Here is a 24,492-nt window from a genome sequence, read left to right on the forward strand (position 1 = left end):
ACGATGGCGCGCCGCCAGCCGTCACATCTGCCGTCACGCCTGTTTCACTGCACGCATGAAGGCTTCGATCTTGCCCGCATCCTTGATGCCCTTGGCCTGCTCCACGCCGCCACTGACATCCACCGCATACGGCTGCACCTGGGCAATCGCCTGGCCGACGTTTTCGGCCGACAGCCCGCCCGCGAGGATGATCGGCTTGCTCAGCCGCGCCGGCACCAGCGACCAGTCGAAGGCCTCGCCAGTACCGCCTGGCACGCCGGCCACATAGGTGTCGAGGAGAATGCCGCGGGCGCCGGCATAGTGCTGGCAGGCGGCCTCCAGGTCATCGCCCGGGCGCACGCGCAGGGCCTTGATCCAGGGCCGATGATAACCCTCGCAATCGGCCGGGGTTTCGTCGCCGTGGAACTGTAGCAGGTCCAGCGGCACCACCTCGAGAATCTCGTTCAGCTCGCACCGCGAGGCGTTGACGAACAGCCCGACCGTGGTCACGAACGGCGGCAGCTCGGCAATGATCGCCCGCGCCTGGCGCACATCCACGGCACGCGGGCTTTTGGCATAGAAGACAAAACCGATGGCATCGGCCCCCGCCTCGGCGGCGGCCAGGGCGTCTTCGATGCGGGTGATCCCGCAGATCTTGCTGCGAACGTTGCTCATGGACAGCGAACCTTGAGTCAGTGGCGAAGGGCCCGATGGTAGCAAATGAGTGCCGAAGCGTCAGTCGGCCAACGCTTCGTAACCGGTCAAAAAGTGTGGGCCGATGTAACGCTGCGGCAACTGGAACTCCTCCGGGTACTCCACCTGCACGAGGTACAGGCCATAAGGGTGCGCGGTAACTCCGCCTTCGCGACGGTTGCGCCCCTCCAGCACTTCGCGGGCCCACTCGACCGGGCGCTCGCCAGCTCCGATGGTCATCAGCACCCCTGCGATGTTGCGCACCATATGGTGCAGGAAGGCGGTGGCACGCACGTCCAGCACGATCATCTGGCCGTGACGGGTCACGCGCAGGTGATGGATGTGCTTGATCGGCGACTTGGCCTGGCACTGGCTGGCGCGGAAGGCACTGAAATCATGGGTGCCGAGCAAGTAGCCGGCAGCCTGGGCCATGCGCTCGACGTCCAGCGGGCGGTGGTTCCAGGTCACTTCCTCGGCCAGGTGCGCGGGACGGATCGGATCGTTGTAGATCACATAGCGATAGCGCCGGGCACAAGCCTTGAAACGAGCATGGAAGTCTGCCGGCATCGGCCGCGACCAGACCACACTGATGTCATGGGGCAGATTGAAATTGGTGCCCAGGGTCCAGGCGCGCTCGTCACGCACGGCGCGCGTGTCGAAATGCACGATCTGCCCGCAACCGTGCACGCCGGCGTCGGTACGCCCGGCGCAGATGACGCTGATCGGTTCGTCGGCCACTTTCGACAGCGCCTGCTCGAGTGCCTGCTGCACGCTGGGCACACCGCTGGCCTGGCGCTGCCAGCCGCGATAGCGTGAGCCCTTGTATTCCACCCCCAGGGCAATGCGGGTGAAGCCTTCGGCGGCCGATTCGGTGGCGGCGGTGTCGATGATGTCCAAGAGCGTGAAACCTGTGGGTGATACGGAATGGCGGGGATTATAACGACAACGGCAGCCCTGTAGGGCTGTGGGAGCGGCCTCGCGTCGCGATAGGACCACGCAGTGGCCCCGGCGATTCTGGCTGTGGAGCTGAAATCCTGGGGCCGCTGTGCGGCCCCAATCGCGACGCAAGGCCACACACAAGGGCCGACTTCAGCTGCAGTTTTCAGACGAGACGCGAGAGCATCTCTTCAGCTTCCAGACGCTGGCCGTCATCACCATCCTTGACCACTTCGTCGAGGATGTCGCGGGCGCCCTGATGATCGCCCATGTCGATATAGGCGCGCGCCAGGTCGAGCTTGGTCGCCACCTCGTCGGCACCGGAGAAGAAGTCGAAGTCGAGGTCGTCCAGCGGTTCGGGCTCGGCGGCGGCGTCTTCGGCGGTGAAGTGCGGCTCCAGCGATGGCGACTCCAGGCTCTGCGACAGCTTGTCGAGCTCGGCGTTGACGTCGTTCAGCTCCGAGGCAAAGCTTTTGGCAGCCGGCGAATCGTCATCCAGAGACAGCGACAGGTCGAAGTCGTCCGGCAGTTCCAGCTCGGAAATCGGCTCGAATTCCGGAATGGCGTCGAAAGCTGCCAGCTCGGCGGCGACATCCACGGGTTCGTCCGGGGTCACAACCGGGGTAGCGGGTTCGCCGCTGTCCAGATCAAAATCGGCCAGGTCGAAATCGCCCAGATCATCGACACTCTGCGGCTCGGCCTGGGCCTGGGCCAGCAAGGTTTCGAAATCGTCATCGGCGTCAGTTTCCGGCTCGACGCCTGCCGGTTCGGCGACCGCCTGCGCTTCGGCCAGTGGCGCCTCGTCCAGCATCGGTGGCTCAAGCTGATCATCCACCGGCAGATCATCACCCAGGCTCAGGTCGAAGGCGCTGTCCAGGTCGTTGTCATCGAGCACCGACGTTTCCGTGTAGGCCTCGGCGGCTGCTTCGAGCTCAGGTTCTGGCGTCGGTTCTGCTTCAGCCGGCGCTTGCGGCTCATCCTGGAGCAACTCCTGCACGTACTGCTCGTCCATCTCGGCGGCCAGCGCCGCAGCGCCCACGCCAACGGCTGCGAGGCCCAGCATGGCCGGGTAGCGCTCCTTGAGGCTGTTGACCTGTGCAGTGTTCTCTTCGCTGCCAGGCAGCTTGCGCTCCTGCTCGACGAAGGCGCTGTGGTCGCCCTGGCGGGCATAGACGTCCATCAGTTTGAGGCGCAGGGTGTCATTTTCCGGCTGCGCCGCCACTGCCGATTCCAGCAGGTCGGCCGCGTGATTCAGGCGACCACGCGACAGGCTCAAGTCGACTTCAGCCAACAGCGCGGCATTTGCATCCTGTGCCGGCTCCGGCTGGACAACCGGGGCCACTGGCGCGGGAGCATCGAGCTTCTCCGCAGCTACGGCGGCTGCAGCCGAAGCGGCCACCACTGCAGGCGAAAGGGTCACGCTCGGGGCGGACACTTCCAGCTCGTCGAAGCTGCTCGGTGGCAGGTCCAGATCCGGGCTGCGCTCGCCCTCCTCGGACAGCGCGCGAGCCATGCGCAAGTGTTTTTCAGCTTCCTGCTGGGCCTTGCGCTTGCGTGCCAGCAGCAACAGCAGGAGCAACAGCACGAGGAATGCGGAACCGGCAATCAGGCCAAGTACCACGGGGTTGGCCAGCAGCTCGTCGATTGTACTTGGCGCAGCGGCAGTGGCCTCCTCAGCGGGCGCTGCAGCAGGCGCCGTATCGACAGCTGCAGGTGCCGGTGCAACCACAGGCTCGGCCGGTGCCGCATCGGCTGCAGGGGCCTGCACAGGGGCCGGTTCGCCCGGCAAGGCAGCAACAGGCGGCGCCTCAGGTGCCGCGCCTTGGGCTTCCAGGCGCGCCAATTGGTCGTTCTTCAGCTGGATCAGCTTCTGTAGCTTGTCCATCTGACTTTGCAGATCGGTCACCCGGCTTTTCAGTTCGTCGTTGTCACGACGACTGGTGTCCAGGCTTTCCTGAGCCACCGCCAGCTTGTCGTTGATGGCCTTGGCACTGTTACCGCCAGCCTGGTTGCCGGGGCTGACCAGGCGCAGGTTATCGCCCTGGGCGATACGATCGGGCGCTGCATCGGCGGCACCGCGGCGGGTGGCATCCAGCTGCCGCGCACGCGGCCCCAGGCGCCGCCCCTCGCGCCAGGCCGCATACTGCTCGGCCACGTCACGATTGGCTTCGCCCTGGGGGATGCTCTGGATCTGCTGCTGGTCGGGCAGGCGCAGGACCTGGCCAACCTTCAACTGGTTGATATTGTTGCCGATGAAGGCATCCGGGTTCAGCGCCTGAATGGCGATCATGGTCTGTTGCACCGAACCACCGCCCTGGGTATTGCGGGCAGCGATCTGCCACAGGGTATCGCGGCGCTTGGTGGTGTAGCTGCTGGTAGCCGGATTGACATTGGCGGCGGCCGGCTGCTGGCCCTGGGCCTTGGCCTGGTCGAGCAGCACGCTGTAGTCACGCAGCAGGCGGCCCTGGGGCCACATCACCTGGACCAGGAACTTGACCACCGTGCCGGGCAGCGGCTGGCTGGAGGTAACCCGCAGCACGCTCTTGCCGTTGGGGTTGATCACCGGGGTAAAGGTCAGGTCTTCGAGGTAGGTGGGAAACGCCACCCCGGCCTTGCTGAACTCTTCCGGCGGCGCCAGGCTCGGCGCCACTTCGGCTGCGGTGAGGTCGCGCACGTCGAGCAATTCGATCTCGGCGTCCAGGGGCTGATTCTGTGCCGACTTCAATGTCAGTTCACCCAGCCCCAGGGCATTCGCCATGCCAGACGTCAGCGCAGACGCTGCCGCCATGGCCAGAACCAGTTTGCGAATTCGAAGCATGACCTCTTCCCTTGTATGAATCGTCCCCAAAACCTGCGTGCGGCGCGGGACAAAAGTGCTCGCCAGTATCTTTTACACCATGTGTTTAATCAACAATTGCGCCACCTGCACGGCGTTCAGCGCAGCGCCCTTGCGCACATTGTCGGTGGTCAACCAGAGGTTGAGCTGCTGGTTTTCGTCAATTCCATGGCGTACACGACCAACATAGACCACGTCTTGGCCGACTGCGTCACCGACCGGGGTCGGATAATCATCGTTCTCCACCCGTTCGACGCTATCGGCGCGTTCCAGTGCCTGGTTCACCTGCACCAGATCGACCGGGCGACGGCTCTGCACCGCCACACTGAAGCTATCGCCGAAAAACACCGGGACTTGAATGCAGCTCACGGATATCTTCAGTTCAGGCAGGCCCAGCAGCTCGCGCAACTCGCCAACCAGTCGGCGCTCCACGGCGCTGTGGCCCTGCTCGTCCACGGCGCCGACCTGTGCCAGCACATTGAACGCCATCTGCCTATCGAAGAAACGCGGCTCCAGCGGCCGGGCATTGAGCAGCTCGGCGGTTTGCCGGGCCAGTTCGCTGACCGCTTCGCGGCCTTGCGCCGACACCGCCAGGGCGGCCATGACCTGCACCCCCTCGATGTCCAGCTGCCCCTTGAGCGGTGCCAGGGCAACCGCCACGGCAACGGCCGCGCAGCTGGGGCTGGTGATGCGCGCGGGCAGCTTGAGCTTGGCGATGCTGTCGCCATTGGCCTCCGGCACCACGGCCAGCGCATTTTCAAGGCCGCCGGAAAGGTCGATGACCGTGCAGCCGGCCTGCTCGGCCTTGCTGGCGAAGCTGCGGCTGACGGCCGGGCTGGCGGCGAAGAAGGCCAGTTTGACCTGGGCGAAGTCGAAGCTGTCGACCTCACGCACCTTGAGCTTCTTGCCGGCGAACATCACGCTGCTGCCCGCCGATTCCATGCTGGCCAGCAAGTGCAGGGTGCCGACCGGGAAGGCCAGTTCTTCGAGGATCTGTACGAGGGCTTCACCGACGCTGCCGGTGGCGCCGACGACGGCGATGTCCAGGGGGGTGGTCATGGTATAGATCCTTTTGCTGAAACGGCGGGGGCGGCACTTTACTTGGATTGTAGTGTTTTGTCTGTGCTGGCTTCTTCGAGGTACAAGCCCGCTCCTACAGGAAAGCACCACATTCAAGGGCAGTGATGCCCCGCGAAGAGGCCGGTACAGGCATAAAAAAACCCGCACTGTCACCAGCGCGGGTTTTTCTTTGAAACCGGGAGATCAACGCTCCAGCAGGATCCGCAGCATGCGACGCAGCGGTTCGGCGGCACCCCACAGCAGCTGGTCACCCACGGTGAACGCACCCAGGTACTGGGAGCCCATGTTCAGCTTGCGCAGGCGGCCAACCGGAATGTTGAGGGTACCGGTGACGTTGGTCGGGGTCAGCTCTTGCATGCTGATCTCGCGCTGGTTCGGCACCAGTTTCACCCACGGGTTGTGCTGGCTGATCATGCCTTCGATGTCGGCCAGCGGCACGTCCTTGTTCAGTTTGATGGTCAGCGCCTGGCTGTGGCAACGCATGGCACCGATGCGCACGCAAATACCGTCGACCGGGATCGGGCTCTTGAAGCGGCCGAGGATCTTGTTGGTCTCGGCCTGGGCTTTCCACTCTTCGCGGCTCTGGCCGTTCGGCAGTTCCTTGTCGATCCACGGGATCAGGCTGCCGGCCAGCGGCACGCCGAAGTTCTCGGTCGGGAACGCTTCGCCGCGCATGGCTTCGGCAACCTTGCGGTCGATGTCGAGAATGGCGCTGGCCGGGTTGGCCAGGTCATCGGCAACGGCCGCATGGGTAGCGCCCATCTGCTTGATCAGCTCGCGCATGTTCTGCGCGCCAGCACCGGAAGCCGCCTGGTAGGTCATGGCGCTCATCCACTCGACCAGGCCGGCTTCGAACAGGCCACCCAGGCCCATCAGCATCAGGCTGACGGTGCAGTTGCCGCCGATGTAGTTCTTGGTGCCGGCGTCGAGCTGCTGGTCGATGACCTTGCGGTTGACCGGGTCGAGCACGATGACCGCGTCGTCCTGCATGCGCAGCGACGAAGCGGCATCGATCCAGTAACCCTGCCAGCCGGCTTCACGCAGCTTGGGGAACACCTCGTTGGTGTAGTCGCCGCCCTGGCAGGTCAGGATCACGTCGAGGGTCTTGAGTTCTTCGATCGAATAAGCGTCCTTGAGCGGAGCAATATCCTTGCCCACGTTCGGGCCCTGGCCACCTACATTGGAAGTGGTGAAGAACACTGGCTCGATAAGGTCGAAGTCCTGCTCCTCCAGCATCCGCTGCATGAGCACGGAACCGACCATACCGCGCCAACCGATCAGACCTACACGTTTCATCGCAACTACACCTTTGCTAAAAGTGGGCCGCCACCTCGAGTTTTTGGTGGCGGGCCAGAGAGATTACAGATTCCGCAGCGCTGCGACTACTGCGTCGCCCATTTCCTGCGTGCCTACTTTGTCGCAGCCGGCCGACCAGATGTCACCGGTACGCAGGCCCTGGTCCAGCACCAGGCTGACCGCCTTTTCGATGGCCTCGGCTGCCGCCTGCTGGTTGAAGCTGTAACGCAGCATCATCGACACCGACAGAATGGTCGCCAGCGGGTTGGCGATACCCTGCCCGGCGATGTCCGGAGCCGAACCGTGGCAAGGCTCGTACATGCCCTTGTTATTGGCGTCCAGGGATGCCGAAGGCAGCATGCCGATGGAACCGGTCAGCATGGAAGCTTCATCCGACAGGATGTCACCGAACATGTTGTCGGTCACCACCACATCGAACTGCTTCGGTGCGCGGACCAGCTGCATGGCAGCGTTGTCGACGTACATGTGGCTCAGTTCGACATCCGGGTAGTCCTTGGCCACGTCTTCGACCACTTCACGCCACAGCTGGCTGGAGGCCAGGACGTTGGCCTTGTCCACCGAGCACAGCTTCTTGCCACGCACGCGGGCCATGTCGAAGCCGACGCGGGCGATACGGCGCACTTCGCTTTCGCTGTACGGCAGGGTGTCGTAGGCCTGACGCTCGCCGCCTTGCAGCTCGCGCTGGCCACGCGGGGCGCCGAAGTAGATGCCGCCGGTCAGTTCACGGACGATGAGGATATCCAGGCCGGAAACGATCTCCGGCTTCAGCGAAGACGCGTCGGCCAGTTGCGGGTAGAGGATGGCCGGGCGCAGGTTGGCGAACAGGCCAAGTTGCGAGCGGATTTTCAGCAGGCCGCGCTCCGGGCGGATGTCACGCTCGATCTTGTCCCACTTCGGGCCGCCCACGGCGCCCAGCAGCACGGCATCGGCCTTGCGTGCACGCTCCAGGGTTTCATCGGCCAGCGGCACGCCGTGCTTGTCGATGGCTGCGCCGCCGATCACGTCATGCTCGAAGCCGAAGCCGAGCTGGAACTTGTCGTTGGCCAGTTCCAGCACCTTGACCGCCTCGGCCATGATTTCCGGACCAATGCCATCACCTGGGAGAATCAGAATCTGCTTGCTCATGCTTTCCTCTATCCATTTACGCGGTCCGGCCATTCGGGCCGCACCGAAAAGTGCTTAACGCTCGGCCCACAGCACCAGTACGTCAGTGCTGAACGAACCATCGGCCTCAATCTGGTAATACTGCCGCACTTCTTCGCCCATGGCTTGCTGCAATTGGAGGATGGCAGCGCGCATCGGCGCGGGGGTGCGCATGCGCTCGACCCAGCTGGCAAACTCCAGGCGCAACGGCTGGCGCGTGTGGCTGCGCACGTGCAGGCCGGCTTCGCTGATTTGACGCTGCCATTCGGCGGCGCAGTAGTCACGCACGTGGCTGGTGTCGCGCAGCACTTCGACGGCCTGCAGGTAGGTGTCGAGCAACGGGCTGCCCGGCGACATCACGTCGATGAACGCTGCCACGCCACCTGGCTTGAGCACCCGGCGAACTTCGCGCAGAGCCAGGCCGAGGTCGCTCCAGTGGTGCGCCGAGTAGCGGCTGAAGACGAACTCGAACGAAGCGTCGGCGAACGGCAGGCGCTCGGCGGCACCGCATTCGGTGGTGATATTGTTCAGCCCACGCTCGCTGGCGGCGCTGGCGACCACATCGAGCATCGATTGCGAGAGGTCGTAGGCGACCACTTCGGCGACCAGCGGCGCGACGTGAAAGCTGACATGACCGGCACCGCAGCCCAGGTCCAGCACGCGGGCACTGCCCTGCCCCGCCAGTGCAGCCTGCAGCAGGGCGAATTCGCTGCCCTGGGCGTGCACGGCGCTGCTGAGGTAGGCGCTGGCCTGCTCGCCGAACTGGCGCTGGACCACATCGGAGTGGGTGGTGCTGGTCATGGCTGAAATCCTTTTGGTTTTTCGTTGCCTGTGCCGGCCCCTTCGCGGGGCAAGCCCGCTCCCACAGGTACAACACTTGCCCAGGGCTTGTGATATCCCCGTGGGAGCGGGCTTGCCCGCGAAGAGGCCGGTACTGCCATCTACAAATAATCAGGCATCCCGGAACAGCCAAGGCTGGCTGGCGCGGTGCTTGCCTTCGAACACCTTGATCGCGTCGCTGTCCTGCAGGGTCAGGCCGATGTCGTCCAGACCATTGAGCAGGCAGTGCTTGCGGAACGCGTCGATCTCGAAATGCAGCACCTTGCCATCCGGGCGGGTCACCGCCTGCGCCTGCAGGTCGATGGTCAGCTGGTAGCCAGGGTTGGCTTCGACCTGTTTGAACAGCTCGTCGACTTCCTCGTCGCTGAGGATGATCGGCAGCAAACCGTTCTTGAAGCTGTTGTTGAAGAAGATGTCGGCGAAGCTCGGCGCGATCACGCTGCGAAAGCCATATTCGTCCAGTGCCCACGGTGCGTGCTCACGGCTGGAGCCGCAGCCGAAGTTCTCCCGCGCCAGCAGCACGCTGGCACCCTGATAGCGCGCGTGGTTGAGCACGAACTCCTGGTTCAGCGGGCGCTTGCTGTTGTCCTGATACGGCTGGCCGACATCCAGGTAACGCCACTCGTCGAACAGGTTGGGGCCGAAACCGGTACGCTTGATCGACTTGAGAAACTGCTTGGGGATGATCTGGTCGGTGTCGACGTTGGCACGATCCAACGGCGCAACGAGACCGGTGTGCTGGGTAAAGGCTTTCATGCTGCGCTCCCTTGGATCAACTCGCGGACATCGATGAAGTGGCCGGTCACCGCGGCGGCGGCGGCCATGGCCGGGCTGACCAGGTGGGTACGGCCACCGGCACCCTGACGGCCTTCGAAGTTGCGGTTGGAAGTGGACGCGCAGTGCTCGCCGCTTTCCAGGCGGTCCGGGTTCATCGCCAGACACATCGAACAGCCGGGCTCCCGCCACTCGAAGCCAGCCTCGAGGAAGATCTTGTCCAGGCCTTCGCGCTCGGCCTGGGCCTTGACCAGGCCCGAGCCCGGTACCACCAGCGCCTGCTTGACCGTCGCGGCAACCTTGCGGCCCTTGGCGATTTCGGCAGCGGCGCGCAGGTCTTCGATGCGCGAGTTGGTGCACGAGCCAATGAATACGCGGTCGAGCTTGATGTCGGTGATCGCCTGATTGGCAGCGAGGCCCATGTACTTGAGAGCGCGCTCGATGGAGCCGCGCTTGATCAGGTCGGGCTCGGCAGCCGGGTCCGGCACGCATTGATCCACGGCCAAGACCATCTCCGGCGAAGTGCCCCAGCTGACTTGCGGCTTGATCTGCGCGGCGTCGAGTTCGACCACGGTGTCGAACACGGCATCGTCGTCGGAAACCAGGTCTTTCCAGGCTTCGACGGCGCGCTTCCAGTCCTCGCCCTTCGGCGCATACGGGCGGCCTTCGACGTAGGCGACGGTGGTGGCGTCGGTCGCCACCAGGCCCACACGGGCGCCGGCTTCGATGGACATGTTGCAGATGGTCATGCGGCCTTCCATCGACAATTCGCGGATGGCGCTGCCGGCGAATTCCATGGCGTGGCCGTTACCACCAGCAGTGCCGATCTTGCCGATCACGGCAAGCACGATGTCCTTGGCGGTAACGCCGGCCGGCAACTGGCCTTCGACCCGCACCAGCATGTTCTTCATCTTCTTGGCAACCAGGCACTGGGTGGCGAGCACGTGCTCGACCTCGGACGTGCCGATGCCATGGGCCAGGGCACCGAAAGCGCCATGGGTGGAGGTGTGCGAGTCGCCGCAGACCACGGTCATGCCCGGCAAGGTGGCACCCTGCTCCGGGCTGATGACGTGGACGATGCCTTGGCGCTCGTCGTTCATCTTGAATTCGACGATGCCATATTCGTCACAGTTCTCATCAAGCGTCTGCACCTGCAGGCGCGACACCTGATCGGCGATGGCTTCGATGCCGCCCTTGCGCTCTGGCGTGGTCGGCACGTTGTGGTCCGGGGTGGCGATGTTGGCATCGATGCGCCACGGCTTGCGGCTGGCCAGGCGCAGACCTTCGAAGGCCTGAGGCGACGTCACTTCGTGAATGATATGGCGGTCGATGTAGATCAAGGACGAGCCGTCATCACGGCGCTTGACCTCATGGGCTTCCCAGAGTTTGTCGTAGAGCGTTTTGCCAGCCATCAGACTGTTCCTCATCAGCGTCTTTCTATGCCAAAGACCCCTTGGCTTGTACGGACGATGCTAGGGGGTTAGATTGAATAACTCAAATTCATAATTTTTATGCTTTGGATAACCAGCAGGAATTCGACGACGTGGATCTGGCCAACCTGAGTGCATTCATCGCGATTGCCGAGACCGGCAGCTTTTCCGGCGCCGGCGAGCGCCTGTTCCTGACCCAGCCCGCCATCAGCAAACGCATCGCCGGCCTGGAGCAGCAACTGGATGTGCGCCTGTTCGACCGCCTGGGCCGCGAGGTGACCCTGACCGAGGCCGGGCGTGCCCTGCTGCCCCGTGCCTATCAGATTCTCAACGTCCTCGATGATACCCGACGGGCGCTGACCAACCTCAACGGCGAGGTGAGCGGTCGCCTGACCCTGGCCACCAGCCACCATATCGGCCTGCACCGCCTGCCACCGCTATTAAGGTCGTTCACTCGGCAGTACCCCGCCGTGGCACTGGATATTCAGTTCATGGATTCGGAACAGGCCTACGATGAAATCCTCCATGGGCGTGCCGAAATCGCCGTGATTACCCTTGCCCCCGAGCCTCATCACCTGGTCAGGGCTGTACCGGTATGGGACGACGCCCTGGACTTCGTGGCAGCACACGAGCATCCGCTGGCCAGCAACCAGGCGGTCAGCCTGGCCGATGTTGCCCGCCACCCGGCGGTGTTCCCTGGCGGCAACACTTTCACCCACCATATCGTCCAGCGCCTGTTCGAAAGCCAGGGCCTGACGCCGAATATCGCCATGAGCACCAACTACCTGGAAACCATCAAGATGATGGTTTCGATCGGCCTTGCCTGGAGTGTGCTGCCCCGAACTATGCTGGATGAGCAGGTTGCACCCATCGCCTTGCCCGGCATACAGCTGTCGCGCCAGCTAGGCTACATTCTGCACACGGAGCGCACGCTATCGAACGCTGCAAGGGCCTTCATGGCCCTGCTCGACAGCCACGCAGGGTCCGCCTGACCGGTCGTCAGCTCGGCATTTCCAACTCATGGACGCGTCACACGCCAAAGGTCTGGTACCAATGCCCAAATCAGCAAATCGCTTTCCGCGCCTGCCGCGCATCCCTGCGGCCGACCCTCAGGAATCGGAACAGGCCTGGCAGAATGCCCCACAGCTGCTGGCCGCGCTCAATGGCGCACGCCTGGGCGCCTGGCTGTGGGATATCGACAGCGGCCGCATCAGCTGGTCACGGGGCACCCAAGCGCTGTTCGGCTTCGACCCACAACGCCCGCTGCCCAACGACATCGACTACCTCGACCTGCTGCCGGAGGAAGACCGCAACCGAACCCGGCAGCTGTTCCATGCCGTGGTCAATGGCGAGCCGGTCGAGCAGGCCATGCGCCACCGCATCCGCTGGCCGGATGGCAGCCTGCACTGGCTGGAAATCAACGGCAGCCTGACCCACGACCGCCAGGGCCGCCGACAGATGATCGGGGTGATCCGCGAAATCACCCGCCAGCGCGAACGGGAAACCGCGCTGATCAATTCGGAAAAGCGCTTCGCCACGCTGTTCCACCTGAGCCCCAACGCCATTTTGCTGAGCCGCCGCCAGGACGGCATGATCATCGAGGTCAACCAGCACTTCGAAGACATGTTCGGCTGGCCCGGCGACCAGGTGATCGGCAAGACCAGCCTGGAGCTGGGGCTGTGGGTCAACCCCGAGCAACGCCACCAGGTCATCGAGGCCACCCGCAGCAACAACGGCCCGGCGACCATGGAGGTGCAGTTCCGCGCCAGCACCGGCAAACTCCACGACGGCATCCTGTGCACCCAGAGCATCGAGATGGAGGGTGTCACCTACCTGATCAGCACCTTCGTCGACACCACCGAACGCAGACGCGCCGAACAGGCCCTCAAGGACAGCCAGGAACGCCTTGACCTGGCGCTGGACTCGGCGCAACTGGGCACCTGGGACTGGCACATCCCCAGCGGCATGCTCTACGGCTCGGCGCGCGCTGCACAGCTGCACGGGCTGGACCCGGTGCCGTTCCACGAGTCGTTCGATTCGTTCTTCGAGGGCGTGCCGGAGCACGAGCGTGCCAGCATGCGCCAGGCTTACCGCAGCCTGCGCGAAGGCCCGGCCGGTAATTACCAGATCACCTACCGTGTGCAACTGGAAAACGGCACCTCGCGCTACATCGAAAGCCGCGCACGCCTTTATCGCGACGAACAGGGTAACCCGTTGCGCATGGCCGGCACCTTGCTCGACATCACCGAACAGGTGGAACGCGAACAGCGCCTGAGCGCCTCGGAAGAAAAGTTCGCCAGCCTGTTCCAGGTCAGCCCCGACCCGATCTGCGTGACCCGCCAGGACACCGGCCAGTTCATCGAGATCAACCCGGCCTTCACCCAGACCTTCGGCTGGAGTGCCGAACAGGTGATCGGCCGTACCGCCGAGGAGATCGGCCTGTGGGCCGAGTCGATCGAGCGCGCCCAACGCATCGAGCGGGTGATCCGCGAACAGGCGTTGAGCAATGTGGCGGTGGTGGTCAACCACCGCAATGGCTCGCCGCTGACCTGCGTGATCGCCAGCCGTCTGATCAGCGTCGACGACCAGCCTTGCAGCGTCACCACCTTGCGCGACATCACCCAGCAGCAACGTGCCGAGGCGGCGCTCAAATCCAGCGAAGAGAAGTTCGCCAAGGCCTTCCACTCCAGCCCCGACGCCATCACCATCACCGAACGCCACAGCGGCCGCTACCTGGAGGTCAACGACGGTTTCTGCCGGTTGACCGGTTACAGCGCCGAAGAAGTCATCGGCCGCGACGTCTACGAGATCGGTATCTGGGCCGATGACAAGCAGCGCGGCGCCCTGCTCACCGAACTCAAGGAACGTGGCCGGGTGCACCACCGGGAGATGCTCGGGCGCAACAAGCGTGGTGACATCCTCACCGTGGAGGTGTCGGTAGAGCCGATCAGCCTCAACGAGGTCGACTGCCTGCTGATGACTGCCCGCGATGTCAGCCAGCTGAAGAACGCTCAGGCACAGATCCGCCACCTCGCCTACCACGACCCGCTGACCAACCTGCCCAACCGCGCCTTGCTGATGGACCGCCTGAGCCAGCAGATCGCCCTGCTGCGCCGCCACAACCTGCGCGGCGCCCTGCTGTTCCTCGACCTCGACCACTTCAAGCACATCAACGACTCGCTCGGGCACCCGGTGGGCGACACCGTGCTGAAGATCATCACCGCACGCCTGGAGGCCAGCGTGCGCCTGGAAGACACCGTGGCGCGCCTGGGTGGCGATGAGTTCGTGGTGCTGCTCAGCGGCCTGGAAGGCAGCCGCGAAGCGGTGGAAGGCAAGGTTCGCGAGCTGGCCGACACCCTGCGCGAGCTGCTGGCCGAACCGATGTCGCTGGACGGCCAGCGCCTGCAGGTGACGCCGAGCATCGGCGTGGCGCTGATCCCCGACCATGGCGCGACCCCGGCCGACCTGCTCAAGCGCGCCGATATCGCCCTGTACCGGGCCAAGGATTCGGGGCGCAACACCACCCAGCTGTTCCACACCACCATGCAGAAGGCCGCCAGCGAGCGCCTGCGCATGGAAAGCGACCTGCGCCTGGCCTTGGCCCGCGGTGAGCTGGCATTGCACTTCCAGCCCCAGGTCGATGCCCGCGATAACCGCATCGTCGGTGCCGAGGTGCTGCTGCGCTGGCACCATCCGCAGCTGGGCCAGCAACCGCCAGCGCAGTTCATTCAGGTACTGGAAGAAAGCGGCCTGATTCTCGAAGTTGGCAGCTGGATCCTCGACGAAGCTTGCGACGCCTGCGCGCGCATGCTGGAAGACCGCCTGATCGATGCCAATGATTTCAGCCTGTGCGTGAACATCAGCCCGCGGCAGTTCCGGCAAAACGACTTCGTCGAGCGGGTGCTGCGCAGCCTGGATGACTACCGCCTGCCGCGGCACATGCTGAAGCTGGAGATCACCGAGGGCATCGTCATCCAGAACCTCGAAGACACCATCAGCAAGATGCGTGAACTCAAGCGCTACGGTGTGAGCTTTGCCATGGACGACTTCGGCACCGGCTATTCCTCGCTGACCTACCTCAAGCGCCTGCCGGTGGACGCGTTGAAAATCGACCAGACCTTTGTTCGCGACGCCCCGGAAGACCCCAACGATGCAGAAATCGTTCGTGCCATCGTGGCCATGGCCCGCAGCCTTGACCTGGCCGTGATTGCCGAAGGGGTGGAGTTGACCGAACAACTGGCGTTTCTCGAGCGCCTGGGCTGCCACTTGTACCAAGGCTACCTGCACAGCCGGCCACTACCGCTACCGGAGTTCAGGCGGATGCTGCTGGAAGCACCGGCGGATTATTGAAACGCAGAAAGGGCACCCGAAGGTGCCCTTTCTTTACCTGCCGCCGCGCTTAGTTCAGCGATGGCTTGTCGCCATTGATCGGGATGCGCTTGGCCTTGGCTTCTTCAGGCACGATGCGCAGCAGGTCGATGCTGAGCAGGCCGTTGGCCAGGCCCGCCGATTTGACCTCGATATGGTCAGCCAGGCGGAACGACAGCTTGAAGGCGCGCTGGGCAATACCCTGGTGCAGGTAAGTCACTTCAGCGGCGCCATTTTCGCGCTTGCCACCGATCACGGTCAGGACGCCCTTTTCGACTTGCAGGTCGAGGTCCTGCTCCTGGAAACCGGCTGCGGCAACCACGATGCGATAGTGGTCATCGCCATGTTTTTCCACGTTGTAGGGAGGGTAGCTACTACCCGCCTCATTGCGTGCCGCAGACTCGAACAGGTCGTTGAAACGGTCGAAGCCAACGGAATGGCGGAACAGTGGAGCGAGAGAGAAAGCGGTGGTCATGGTCATGAACTCCTGAGATTCAGCAAGTAAAGTCATTACGCGACCCGACTTCGGCATCGCGTACTCAAGAGATATGGCCAGCGGAAAAGCTTTCAAGGGCAAGGATGAAAAAATCTGAAATATGTGTTGACCTCTTCGCGGGCACGCCCGCTCCCACATGCCCTCAGGGTTTGCGATATCTCTGTGGGAGCGGGCGTGCCCGCGAAGAGGCCAGATCAGGCGACACAAGACTCGAAAGTGGTCACCTCAACCCCAAGCAACCGACTGATCCGCGCGCAATCATCCTCACGCCGCAACTCGGCAAACAGCACCACCGCCTCGGGATAACTGCGGGTCAGCATCGCCAGCCACTGCTTCATGCGCCCCGGCGCATAGCGCGGCGAAAGCTTGGCCTGGGCCTGTCGCCAGAATTCGCGCAATAGCGGCAGCAAGTCATCCCAGCTCAGCGGCCGGTACTCGCGCCCGTCCCGTGCTGCGGCGATCTGCAGGCCCAGGTCCGGCCGCGACACCAGCCCACGCCCCAGCATGATGTGCTCGGCACCGCTGACCTCACGGCAGCGTCGCCAATCGTCGACGGTCCAGATCTCGCCATTGGCAAACACCGGCACCTTGACCACATCCTGCACCCGCGCCACCCACTCCCAGTGCGCAGGCGGCTTGTAGCCTTCGACCTTGGTCCGCGCATGCACCACCAGGTGCGCCGAGCCCCCCTCTGCCAGTGCCGTGGCGCAATCCAGGGCACCGTCCGGGCTGTCGAAGCCCAGGCGCATCTTGGAAGTGACCGGGATAGGCGCCGGCACCGCGCGGCGCACTTCGCACACGATGGCATGCAGCAATTCCGGCTCCTTGAGCAGCACCGCACCACCACGAGACTTGTTCACGGTCTTGGCCGGGCAACCGAAGTTCAGGTCGATGACCGGTGCGCCAAGCTCGCAGGCCAACGCCGCGTTTTCTGCCAGGCAGACCGGGTCCGAGCCGAGCAACTGCACGCGCATTGGCACGCCGGCCGCCGTGCGCGCACCCTGGCGCAGCTCAGGGGCGAGCTTGTCGAACGAGGAGGCCGGCAGCAGGCGGTCGCACACGCGGATGAACTCGGTGACGCACCAATCGATACCACCCACACGCGTCAGGACGTCGCGCAGGATGTTGTCGACCAGCCCCTCCATGGGGGCCAGGGCAATTTGCATGTGAGGGTCTCGGCGGGAAAAGGCGGCAGTCTAGCAAAAAATGCTGCGTCTTCAGCTGCCGATCAGCGCCGGGCCGTAACCGTCGACAAACTCCGCCGGCATACGCTTGGGTTTGCCGCTGGACAACTCGATGCAAGCAAAGGTGGTTTGCGCGCGCAGCAAGGTCACGCCGTCGCGTGGGCGCTTGAGCTGGAAGCGCCGGGTCATGCGCAGGCGCTGGTCCCAGTCGATGATCCAGGTGGCCAGCTGCAGCTCATCGTCCTCGTAGCCGGCGGCGAGGTAGTCGATTTCATGGCGTACCACCGCCATGGCCCGGTCAAGGCGGCGGTATTCGGCCAGGTCCAGGCCCAGGCGCTGGGAATGGCGCCAGGCGCAGCGCTCCAGCCAGGTGACGTAGACCGCGTTGTTGGCGTGGCCGAGGCCGTCGATGTCCTCGCTGCCCACGCGCAGGTCGATGATGAATGGCGTTGCCAGGTCCCAACTCATGCCCGCTCCCGATATCAGTAAACGGGCCGAGTGTAATGGATATTCAGGCACTCTGCCGCGCGGGTTCACGGGTCAGCAGTTCAAGCACCGCCTCGCTCAGCCGCGGGTCAGCCAGCACGCGTTGATGCCCGCCCTCTTCCAACAGCAGCAGGCGGCTGTCGAACCAGGCCTTGTGGATGAGTTGCGCCTCACCGGCGGGCACCAGCGTATCATCTGTTGCATGCACCACCAGCCCCGGCAACTCCAGCTGATAGCCACTGACATCGAGGCGGGCTATCTGCATGCCGACGTCCTGTTCGACCTGGCGGATGAAGGCCGCCCTGGCCCGCGCAGGCAAGCCCAGGCGATGGGCAAAACCGCGCAGCACACCGAGCAACTGCGCCGGAGCCGCAATGCTCACTGCGGCCTCGGCACGCAGCCCCATCTGCAGGGCCAGCATCACACTGGCGCCCCCCATGGAATGGCCGATCACGGCGCGCAACGGCGGCAGTTCAGCGGCTGCTTCCAGCAGCGCCCGGGCAAACAGCACGACGTGCGCCTGCTGGCCGGGCGAGCGCCCATGGGCAGGGCCTTCCAGCGACACCACCGTGTGCCCGGCCTGCACCAGCGCTTCGATCAGCGCCGCGAACTGCGTCGGGCGCCCCTCCCAACCATGCATCAACAACACCGTCGGCCCCTTGCCCCAGCGCAGGGCCGACAGGCCGAAGCGCAGGGTGATGCGCTCGGCGCTGGCCAGCAGCGGCAGCTCCCATTGACGGGGCGGCAGGTTGCGCGGGGTCATGAAGGCACGGCGCATCTTGCCGGCAACATGCTCGGGGACCAGTCGGCCGAGGGTGCCATTCACGCCACGAATCCAGCTCAGGGTAGTCATCGCCTTGCTCCAGGATCAGGGGTTTCAGAGAACTGCCGACTTGGCGGCACGCAGGATGCGGTCGGACAACTCGCCCGTGCCCAAGGCACGCGCCAGGGCCAGGCCACCGATCATCAAGGCCAGGTCCGCCAAGGCTTTGTCGGCGTCTTCCGGCCGATCGACCATGGCTGCGGTCATCAGCTCGATATGCTCGGCCAGCACCTCGCGAAAGGCCTCGGGCAGGCGCTGCATCTCGCCGAGCGAGTTGGGTAACGGGCAGGCATGCACTTCGGCGTCACGGTGCTTGCGCGACAGGTAGAAGGCGCTTACCAGGGCGCGGCGACCTTCCCCATCCAGGCTGGGGTCGACCTGGGCGAGCAAGGCACGGCGCTCACCGAGCAACTGGCGGAAGGCCTCAAGCATGAGCTCGTCCTTGCTGTCGAAGTGCGCATAGAAACCGCCAACGGTCAGGCCTGCCGCCCCCATCACCTGGCTGACACTCGGCTCGGCCGGGCCATGCTGGATCAACGCGCTGCGGGCCGCTTCGAGAATGCGCTCGCGGGTCTTGCTCTTCTTGTCGCTCATTCACGGTTCGCCAATCAAAATATGATGATCGAAATATTATTCTCATCATATTTTTTGACAAGCACAATTTGCCACCGTTTGTCGGCAGCGGGTTTTCAAGGAGGGAGAAAAAACAAAAGGCCCATTCAATAAGCGAATGAGCCTTTAAAGTCCCGCAAAACGCGGGTAAAAATGGCGTCCCCTAGGGGACTCGAACCCCTGTTACCGCCGTGAAAGGGCGGTGTCCTAGGCCACTAGACGAAGGGGACGTAACCTTCGCGAAGATCCGATGAATCGAACCCTGGCAGAATTGGTGGAGCTAAGCGGGATCGAACCGCTGACCTCCTGCATGCCATGCAGGCGCTCTCCCAGCTGAGCTATAGCCCCGAAACAAAAGACCCATTCAAACTGCGAACGAGCCTTTTAAAGCCCCGCAAAATGCGGGAAAAGTGGCGTCCCCTAGGGGACTCGAACCCCTGTTACCGCCGTGAAAGGGCGGTGTCCTAGGCCACTAGACGAAGGGGACGTAACCTTCGTGCCGATCCGTTTTCACGAACCGCGGCAAAATTGGTGGAGCTAAGCGGGATCGAACCGCTGACCTCCTGCATGCCATGCAGGCGCTCTCCCAGCTGAGCTATAGCCCCGGATTTCTAGCCTCTCGGCCCAGCGACATCCTGAAACATCGCTTGTGCAAAACTGGCGTCCCCTAGGGGACTCGAACCCCTGTTACCGCCGTGAAAGGGCGGTGTCCTAGGCCACTAGACGAAGGGGACGAACCTTCTTACCTTCAAGACCCGGTTGCTGGACCCGGTCTTGCCCGACAGCCTCGACTGCCAAGCGGAATTTGGTGGAGCTAAGCGGGATCGAACCGCTGACCTCCTGCATGCCATGCAGGCGCTCTCCCAGCTGAGCTATAGCCCCACAATGTCGCTCTGAACAGAAGCGCTGGCTGGGTGCCTGGCGTTTCGTTTTCGTTCATCGCTGTGGACGGGGCGCATATTAAGATCGGATTGCAGGGCTGTCAAACTAAATTTTGAAAATATTCAAAATTTTTTTCACAGATAACAATCACTTACCGCCCTGTCCCGCTGAAACCTGAGCGTCCAAGGCCCTGGGATCGGCTTGGGGGAGCGGCCTTGTGTCGCGAAAGGGCCGTAACGCGGCCCCAGCGATATTTGCGTTGAAGCTGAAATCGTGGGACCGCGTTGCGGTCCTTTCGCGACACAAGGCCGCTCCCACAGGGTCAGGCAGCGCCTTCAGAGCGCCATCAGGCGATGTTGGCCAGCAGCTTTTCCCATTCCTTGTTTTCTTTCTTCGACACACCGCCGAGCAGGTCCAGGGCCTGGCGCAGACGGTAGCGGGTCAGGTCGGGGCCGAGGATTTCCATGGCATCGAGCACCGATACCGAACTGGCCTGGCCGGTAATGGCAGCGAACATCAGCGGCATGGCGTCACGCAGTTTCAACTCCAGCGCTTCGACCACGGCCTGGATGCAGCCGGTGATGCGTTCCTTCTCCCATTGGCGCAGGCTTTCCAGTTTCCACAGGATCAGCTGCATCACCTGGCGCACCTGGTCGGCGGACAGCTTCTTGCTTTCGAACAGCTTGGCATCGAGCTTGAGCGCGCCCTCGAAGAAGAAACCACCTAGCGGGGCGATCTGGCTGAAGGTCTCGACGCGGCCCTGCACGTGCGGGGCGATCTTCATCATGTAGTCACTGTTGAACGCCCACTGCTGCACGCGTGCGGCGAATTCCTGCACCGGCAGCTCGCGCAGCCACTGGCCGTTGAGCCAGGACAGCTTCTCGATGTCGAAGATCGGGCCACCCAGGGAGATACGCGACAGGTCGAAATGCTCGACCATCTCGGCCAGCGAGAACTTCTCGCGCTCGTCCGGCATCGACCAGCCCATGCGGCCCAGGTAGTTGAGCATGGCCTCGGGCATGAAGCCCATGCGCTCGTAGAAGGTCACCGAGGTCGGGTTCTTGCGCTTGGACAGCTTGGACTTGTCCGGGTTACGCAGCAGCGGCATGTAGCACAGCTTGGGCTGTTCCCAACCGAAGTATTCGTACAGCTTGATCAGTTTCGGCGCCGACGGCAGCCACTCTTCGCCACGCAGCACATGGGTGATGCCCATCAGGTGGTCGTCGACCACGTTGGCCAGGAAGTAGGTCGGCAGGCCGTCGTTCTTCATCAGCACCTGCATGTCCATGCGGTCCCATGGGATCTCGACATCGCCACGGAGCATGTCCGGGACCACGCAGATGCCTTCGCTCGGCACCTTCATGCGAATCACGTGGGGCTCGCCAGCGGCCAGGCGGCGCTGAACTTCCTCGGCGCTCAGCAGCAGAGCACGGCCGTCATAGCGCGGGGTTTCGCCACGGGCCATCTGCTCGGCACGCATCTGCTCCAGCTCTTCGGCGGTGCAGAAGCAGTAGAAGGCGTGGCCGGCATCGACCAGCTCCTTGGCGTACCTGGCGTAGATCTCGCCACGCTCGCTTTGCCGGTACGGGCCGTGCGGACCGCCGACATCCGGGCCTTCGTTCCATTCGATGCCGAGCCAGCGCAAGGCGTCGAAGATCTGCTGTTCCGACTCGCGTGTGGAGCGCAGCTGGTCGGTGTCTTCGATACGCAGGATGAACTCACCGCCATGCTGCTTGGCAAAGCAGTAGTTGAACAGGGCGATGTAGGCGGTGCCGACATGGGGGTCGCCAGTGGGCGATGGCGCGATACGCGTGCGAACGGTGGTCATGGAGAGTCTCGGACGAAAGATGAAACAAAGGCGGGATGTTAGCAGGGAGCAGGCACCGGGCTCCAGCAATGGCGCGAACGTCACTTGTCGACTGGCCATCTGCCGCTGTTAAATTTACTTACATTTCTGGAACGATAGTCCTCATGCCTGCCCAACTCAAACGCCGCCTGGCGATCTTCTTCGCCATTGTGGCCATCATCGCCCTCGCCTTCCTGGCCGAGTGGTACTTCAAAGGCCGCTTCCACGAGAGCACCGACAACGCCTACGTGCAGGGTGAAATCACCCGCGTCTCCAGTCAGCTGGGCGCGCGCATCGATGAGGTGCGGGTCGACGACAATCAGCACGTCAACAAAGGCGACCTGCTGGTGCGCCTGGAGGCCGCGGACTTCGAGCTGGCCGTGGAACGCGCCCGCGCCGCGCTGGCCACCCGCGAGGCCGAATATGCCCAGGCACAAAGCCGCCTGACCCAACAGGGCAGCCTGATTGCCGCCGGGCAGGCTCAGGTGGCCGCCAACCAGGCCACCCTCGACCGCTCGCGCCTGGACCTGAGCCGCGCCGAGAAACTGCGCAAGCCCGGTTACGTTTCCGAAGAACGGGTGACCACCCTGTCGGCAGAGAACCACGTCGCCGGTTCCCAGGTCGACAAGGCCCGCGCCGACCTGCAAAGCCAGCGCCAGCAGGTCAACGCCCTGACTGCTGACCTCAAGCGCCTCGATGCACAGATCGCCAATGCCCGTGCCGACCTGGCCCAGGCCGAGCTGAACCTGACCCGCTGCGAGATTCGCGCCCCCCTGAGCGGCACCATCGGCCAGCGTAACGCCCGCAATGGCCAGGTGGTGCAGGCCGGCGCCTACCTGTTGTCGATCGTGCCCGATCAGAACATTTGGGTGCAGGCCAACTTCAAGGAAACCCAGATCGGCAAGATGCAACCCGGCCAGCGCGCCGAACTGTTGTTCGACAGCTACCCCGACACCCCGATCGAGGGCCGCGTCGACAGCCTGTTCGCTGCTTCCGGCGCGCAGTTCAGCCTGCTGCCGCCAGACAACGCCACCGGCAACTTCACCAAGGTGGTGCAGCGCATTCCGGTGAAACTGACCTTCGCCGCCGACAACCCGTTGCATGGGCGCATCCGCCCCGGCATGTCGGTGACCGCTACCGTCGACCTGCGCCGCGAAGACGAAGGCCACGATGGCCGGTGATCAACTGCTGCGCCCCACGGCGGAACCGACGCGGCGCGACTGGATCGCGGTGATGAGCGTGATGCTCGGTGCCTTCATGGCAGTGCTGGACATCCAGATCACCAACTCTTCGCTGAAGGACATCCAGGGCGCGCTGTCAGCGACCCTGGAGGAAGGCTCGTGGATTTCCACCTCGTATCTGGTGGCGGAAATCATCATGATTCCGCTGACTGCCTGGTTGGTGCAACTGCTCTCGGCGCGACGCCTGGCGGTATGGGTGTCTGGCGGATTTCTGCTGTCTTCGCTGCTGTGCTCGATGGCCTGGAACCTCGAGAGCATGATCCTGTTCCGCGCGCTGCAGGGCTTCACCGGTGGCGCGCTGATCCCGCTGGCCTTCACCCTGACCCTGATCAAGCTGCCCGAGCACCACCGCGCCAAAGGCATGGCCATGTTCGCCATGACCGCCACCTTCGCCCCGTCGATCGGCCCGACCCTTGGCGGCTGGCTGACCGAGAACTGGGGCTGGGAATACATTTTCTACATCAACATCCCGCCCGGCCTGGTGATGATCGCAGGCCTACTGTACGGGTTGGAAAAGAAGGACGCGCACTGGGAACTGCTGAAAAGCACTGACTATGCCGGCATCGTCACCCTCGGCCTGGGCCTGGGCTGCCTGCAGGTATTTCTTGAAGAGGGCCACCGCAAGGACTGGCTGGAATCGAACCTGATCGTCGGCCTGGGTACCGTGGCCCTGATCAGCCTGATCACCTTCGTCATCCTGCAGTTTTCCAAGCCGCACCCGCTGATCAACCTGCGCATCCTGGGCAACCGTAATTTCGGTCTTTCGAGCATCGCCAGCCTGGGCATGGGCGTGGGGTTGTACGGGTCGATCTACCTGCTGCCGCTGTACCTGGCGCAGATCCAGGGCTACAACGCGCTGCAGATCGGCGAGGTGATCATGTGGATGGGCATTCCGCAGCTGTTCCTGATTCCGCTGGTGCCACAACTGATGAAAGTGGTGCCGCCCAAGCTGTTGTGCGCGCTCGGCTTCTGCCTGTTCGGTGCCGCCAGCTTCGGGTCGGGGGTGTTGAACCCGGACTTTGCCGGCCCCCAGTTCAACCACATCCAGATCATCCGTGCCCTCGGCCAGCCGATGATCATGGTGACCATTTCGCTGATTGCCACGGCGTACATCCAGCAGCAGGATGCCGGGTCGGCGTCGAGCCTGTTCAACATCCTGCGCAACCTGGGCGGTGCTATCGGCATTGCCTTGCTGGCGACTCTGCTGGATGCGCGGACCAAGGTGTACTTCGATTACTTGCGTGAGTCGGTGGTACCGAACAACCCGCAGGTAGCCGAACGCCTTGCGCAGTTGGCGGAGCGGCTGGGCAATGACAATGCGGCGCTGGGCAGGCTGAGCGAAATCACCCATCAACAGGCGCTGATCATGGCCTACAACGATGCCTTCCACTTTGTCGGGATCGGGCTGGCGGTGAGCATGGTGGCGGTGCTGTTGACCAGGAAGCTGCCGCAGGGGCTGAAGGCTGGGGAAGCCCATTGAACCACTTCCGGAGTGTGCGCAGTCATTGTGGGAGCGGCCTTGCGTC

At 63.6% G+C, this 24,492-nt stretch carries 19 protein-coding genes and 6 tRNA genes; 4 read left to right on the forward strand and 21 right to left on the reverse strand.

The window, feature by feature from the left end:
* Positions 1–33: 33 nt before the first annotated feature.
* The 9 genes from ACIPW4_RS14435 to leuC form a co-directional block, all read right to left on the reverse strand.
* The gene (locus ACIPW4_RS14435) at positions 34–654 is read right to left on the reverse strand and encodes a phosphoribosylanthranilate isomerase (protein ID WP_400658858.1); all 621 of its coding nucleotides are present in this window, start codon (positions 652–654) and stop codon (positions 34–36) included.
* Between the two features lie 60 nt (positions 655–714).
* The gene (gene truA, locus ACIPW4_RS14440) at positions 715–1,569 is read right to left on the reverse strand and encodes a tRNA pseudouridine(38-40) synthase TruA (RefSeq protein WP_400658860.1); all 855 of its coding nucleotides are present in this window, start codon (positions 1,567–1,569) and stop codon (positions 715–717) included.
* A 205-nt stretch (positions 1,570–1,774) separates the two neighbouring features.
* Complete coding sequence (locus tag ACIPW4_RS14445; protein ID WP_400658862.1) at positions 1,775–4,426, reverse strand: FimV/HubP family polar landmark protein; 2,652 nt, start codon at positions 4,424–4,426, stop codon at positions 1,775–1,777.
* A 72-nt stretch (positions 4,427–4,498) separates the two neighbouring features.
* Complete coding sequence (locus tag ACIPW4_RS14450) at positions 4,499–5,503, reverse strand: aspartate-semialdehyde dehydrogenase (RefSeq protein ID WP_400658864.1); 1,005 nt, start codon at positions 5,501–5,503, stop codon at positions 4,499–4,501.
* A gap of 204 nt (positions 5,504–5,707) precedes the next feature.
* Entirely contained in the window at positions 5,708–6,820 is a 1,113-nt protein-coding gene (gene asd, locus ACIPW4_RS14455) for an aspartate-semialdehyde dehydrogenase (RefSeq protein WP_400658866.1), read from the reverse strand.
* 63 nt (positions 6,821–6,883) lie between these two features.
* The gene (gene leuB, locus ACIPW4_RS14460; protein ID WP_400658868.1) at positions 6,884–7,966 is read right to left on the reverse strand and encodes a 3-isopropylmalate dehydrogenase; all 1,083 of its coding nucleotides are present in this window, start codon (positions 7,964–7,966) and stop codon (positions 6,884–6,886) included.
* Between the two features lie 54 nt (positions 7,967–8,020).
* Positions 8,021–8,785 carry a class I SAM-dependent methyltransferase gene (locus tag ACIPW4_RS14465; RefSeq protein WP_400658870.1) on the reverse strand — a complete coding sequence of 255 codons (765 nt, stop codon included), beginning with the start codon at positions 8,783–8,785 and terminating at the stop codon, positions 8,021–8,023.
* Positions 8,786–8,935: 150 nt separating this feature from the next.
* On the reverse strand, positions 8,936–9,580 hold the full coding sequence (gene leuD, locus ACIPW4_RS14470) for a 3-isopropylmalate dehydratase small subunit (protein WP_152958735.1): 645 nt from the start codon (positions 9,578–9,580) through the stop codon (positions 8,936–8,938).
* Positions 9,577–11,010 (reverse strand): 3-isopropylmalate dehydratase large subunit, encoded by a 1,434-nt coding sequence (gene leuC / locus ACIPW4_RS14475; RefSeq protein ID WP_400658872.1) that lies wholly within the window; start codon positions 11,008–11,010, stop codon positions 9,577–9,579. Before leuC ends, leuD begins: the two co-directional genes overlap by 4 nt.
* A gap of 131 nt (positions 11,011–11,141) precedes the next feature.
* On the opposite strand from leuC, the gene ACIPW4_RS14480 reads away from it, so the two are divergent.
* A complete protein-coding gene (locus ACIPW4_RS14480) occupies positions 11,142–12,020 on the forward strand; it encodes a LysR family transcriptional regulator (RefSeq protein WP_400658874.1) in 879 nt (292 codons plus the stop codon).
* A 61-nt stretch (positions 12,021–12,081) separates the two neighbouring features.
* A complete protein-coding gene (locus ACIPW4_RS14485; protein ID WP_400658876.1) occupies positions 12,082–15,378 on the forward strand; it encodes a PAS domain S-box protein in 3,297 nt (1,098 codons plus the stop codon).
* 49 nt (positions 15,379–15,427) lie between these two features.
* Here ACIPW4_RS14485 and ACIPW4_RS14490 read toward each other — a convergent pair whose 3' ends face one another.
* The 12 genes from ACIPW4_RS14490 to gltX form a co-directional block, all read right to left on the reverse strand.
* Positions 15,428–15,871: an Hsp20 family protein gene (locus ACIPW4_RS14490; RefSeq protein WP_400658878.1), complete on the reverse strand. Its 444-nt coding sequence runs from the start codon at positions 15,869–15,871 to the stop codon at positions 15,428–15,430.
* A gap of 215 nt (positions 15,872–16,086) precedes the next feature.
* Entirely contained in the window at positions 16,087–17,058 is a 972-nt protein-coding gene (locus ACIPW4_RS14495) for a tRNA dihydrouridine synthase (RefSeq protein ID WP_400658880.1), read from the reverse strand.
* 51 nt (positions 17,059–17,109) lie between these two features.
* Entirely contained in the window at positions 17,110–17,544 is a 435-nt protein-coding gene (locus ACIPW4_RS14500) for an acyl-CoA thioesterase (protein ID WP_400658882.1), read from the reverse strand.
* A gap of 43 nt (positions 17,545–17,587) precedes the next feature.
* Positions 17,588–18,415, reverse strand: a complete 828-nt coding sequence (locus ACIPW4_RS14505; RefSeq protein ID WP_400658884.1) for an alpha/beta hydrolase — start codon at positions 18,413–18,415, stop codon at positions 17,588–17,590.
* A gap of 24 nt (positions 18,416–18,439) precedes the next feature.
* Complete coding sequence (locus ACIPW4_RS14510; RefSeq protein ID WP_400658885.1) at positions 18,440–18,979, reverse strand: TetR/AcrR family transcriptional regulator; 540 nt, start codon at positions 18,977–18,979, stop codon at positions 18,440–18,442.
* A 172-nt stretch (positions 18,980–19,151) separates the two neighbouring features.
* Positions 19,152–19,227: transfer RNA gene (locus ACIPW4_RS14515), tRNA-Glu, on the reverse strand.
* A gap of 42 nt (positions 19,228–19,269) precedes the next feature.
* Positions 19,270–19,345: transfer RNA gene (locus ACIPW4_RS14520), tRNA-Ala, on the reverse strand.
* A gap of 63 nt (positions 19,346–19,408) precedes the next feature.
* Positions 19,409–19,484 (reverse strand) — tRNA-Glu (locus ACIPW4_RS14525).
* Between the two features lie 42 nt (positions 19,485–19,526).
* Positions 19,527–19,602, reverse strand: a tRNA-Ala gene (locus tag ACIPW4_RS14530).
* A gap of 53 nt (positions 19,603–19,655) precedes the next feature.
* Positions 19,656–19,731: transfer RNA gene (locus tag ACIPW4_RS14535), tRNA-Glu, on the reverse strand.
* 72 nt (positions 19,732–19,803) lie between these two features.
* Positions 19,804–19,879: transfer RNA gene (locus ACIPW4_RS14540), tRNA-Ala, on the reverse strand.
* 346 nt (positions 19,880–20,225) lie between these two features.
* Positions 20,226–21,707, reverse strand: coding sequence for a glutamate--tRNA ligase (gltX, locus tag ACIPW4_RS14545; protein WP_400658887.1), 1,482 nt, complete (start codon positions 21,705–21,707; stop codon positions 20,226–20,228).
* A gap of 143 nt (positions 21,708–21,850) precedes the next feature.
* Here gltX and ACIPW4_RS14550 point away from each other — a divergent pair, with 143 nt between their 5' ends.
* Together ACIPW4_RS14550 and ACIPW4_RS14555 are read left to right on the forward strand one after the other, a co-directional pair.
* Positions 21,851–22,906 carry an HlyD family secretion protein gene (locus ACIPW4_RS14550; protein WP_400658888.1) on the forward strand — a complete coding sequence of 352 codons (1,056 nt, stop codon included), beginning with the start codon at positions 21,851–21,853 and terminating at the stop codon, positions 22,904–22,906.
* Positions 22,907–22,955: 49 nt separating this feature from the next.
* Positions 22,956–24,446, forward strand: a complete 1,491-nt coding sequence (locus ACIPW4_RS14555; RefSeq protein WP_400659152.1) for an MDR family MFS transporter — start codon at positions 22,956–22,958, stop codon at positions 24,444–24,446.
* Positions 24,447–24,492 lie beyond the last annotated feature (46 nt).

Origin of the sequence: Pseudomonas sp. NPDC089996 (assembly GCF_044748405.1) — a bacterium.
GTDB lineage: Bacteria > Pseudomonadota > Gammaproteobacteria > Pseudomonadales > Pseudomonadaceae > Aquipseudomonas.

Excerpts from the sequence above, each read along its gene's own strand:
- ACIPW4_RS14500 (WP_400658882.1), bottom strand. The coding sequence starts at position 17,544 with ATGAGTTGGGACCTGGCAACGCCATTCATCATCGACCTGCGCGTGGGC.
- ACIPW4_RS14435 (WP_400658858.1), bottom strand. The coding sequence starts at position 654 with ATGAGCAACGTTCGCAGCAAGATCTGCGGGATCACCCGCATCGAAGAC.
- ACIPW4_RS14445 (WP_400658862.1), bottom strand. The coding sequence starts at position 4,426 with ATGCTTCGAATTCGCAAACTGGTTCTGGCCATGGCGGCAGCGTCTGCG.
- ACIPW4_RS14490 (WP_400658878.1), bottom strand. The coding sequence starts at position 15,871 with ATGACCACCGCTTTCTCTCTCGCTCCACTGTTCCGCCATTCCGTTGGC.
- leuD (WP_152958735.1), bottom strand. The coding sequence starts at position 9,580 with ATGAAAGCCTTTACCCAGCACACCGGTCTCGTTGCGCCGTTGGATCGT.
- ACIPW4_RS14465 (WP_400658870.1), bottom strand. The coding sequence starts at position 8,785 with ATGACCAGCACCACCCACTCCGATGTGGTCCAGCGCCAGTTCGGCGAG.
- ACIPW4_RS14485 (WP_400658876.1), top strand. The coding sequence starts at position 12,082 with ATGCCCAAATCAGCAAATCGCTTTCCGCGCCTGCCGCGCATCCCTGCG.
- asd (WP_400658866.1), bottom strand. The coding sequence starts at position 6,820 with ATGAAACGTGTAGGTCTGATCGGTTGGCGCGGTATGGTCGGTTCCGTG.
- ACIPW4_RS14510 (WP_400658885.1), bottom strand. The coding sequence starts at position 18,979 with ATGAGCGACAAGAAGAGCAAGACCCGCGAGCGCATTCTCGAAGCGGCC.
- ACIPW4_RS14450 (WP_400658864.1), bottom strand. The coding sequence starts at position 5,503 with ATGACCACCCCCCTGGACATCGCCGTCGTCGGCGCCACCGGCAGCGTC.
- gltX (WP_400658887.1), bottom strand. The coding sequence starts at position 21,707 with ATGACCACCGTTCGCACGCGTATCGCGCCATCGCCCACTGGCGACCCC.
- ACIPW4_RS14505 (WP_400658884.1), bottom strand. The coding sequence starts at position 18,415 with ATGACTACCCTGAGCTGGATTCGTGGCGTGAATGGCACCCTCGGCCGA.
- leuB (WP_400658868.1), bottom strand. The coding sequence starts at position 7,966 with ATGAGCAAGCAGATTCTGATTCTCCCAGGTGATGGCATTGGTCCGGAA.
- leuC (WP_400658872.1), bottom strand. The coding sequence starts at position 11,010 with ATGGCTGGCAAAACGCTCTACGACAAACTCTGGGAAGCCCATGAGGTC.
- ACIPW4_RS14550 (WP_400658888.1), top strand. The coding sequence starts at position 21,851 with ATGCCTGCCCAACTCAAACGCCGCCTGGCGATCTTCTTCGCCATTGTG.
- ACIPW4_RS14495 (WP_400658880.1), bottom strand. The coding sequence starts at position 17,058 with ATGCAAATTGCCCTGGCCCCCATGGAGGGGCTGGTCGACAACATCCTG.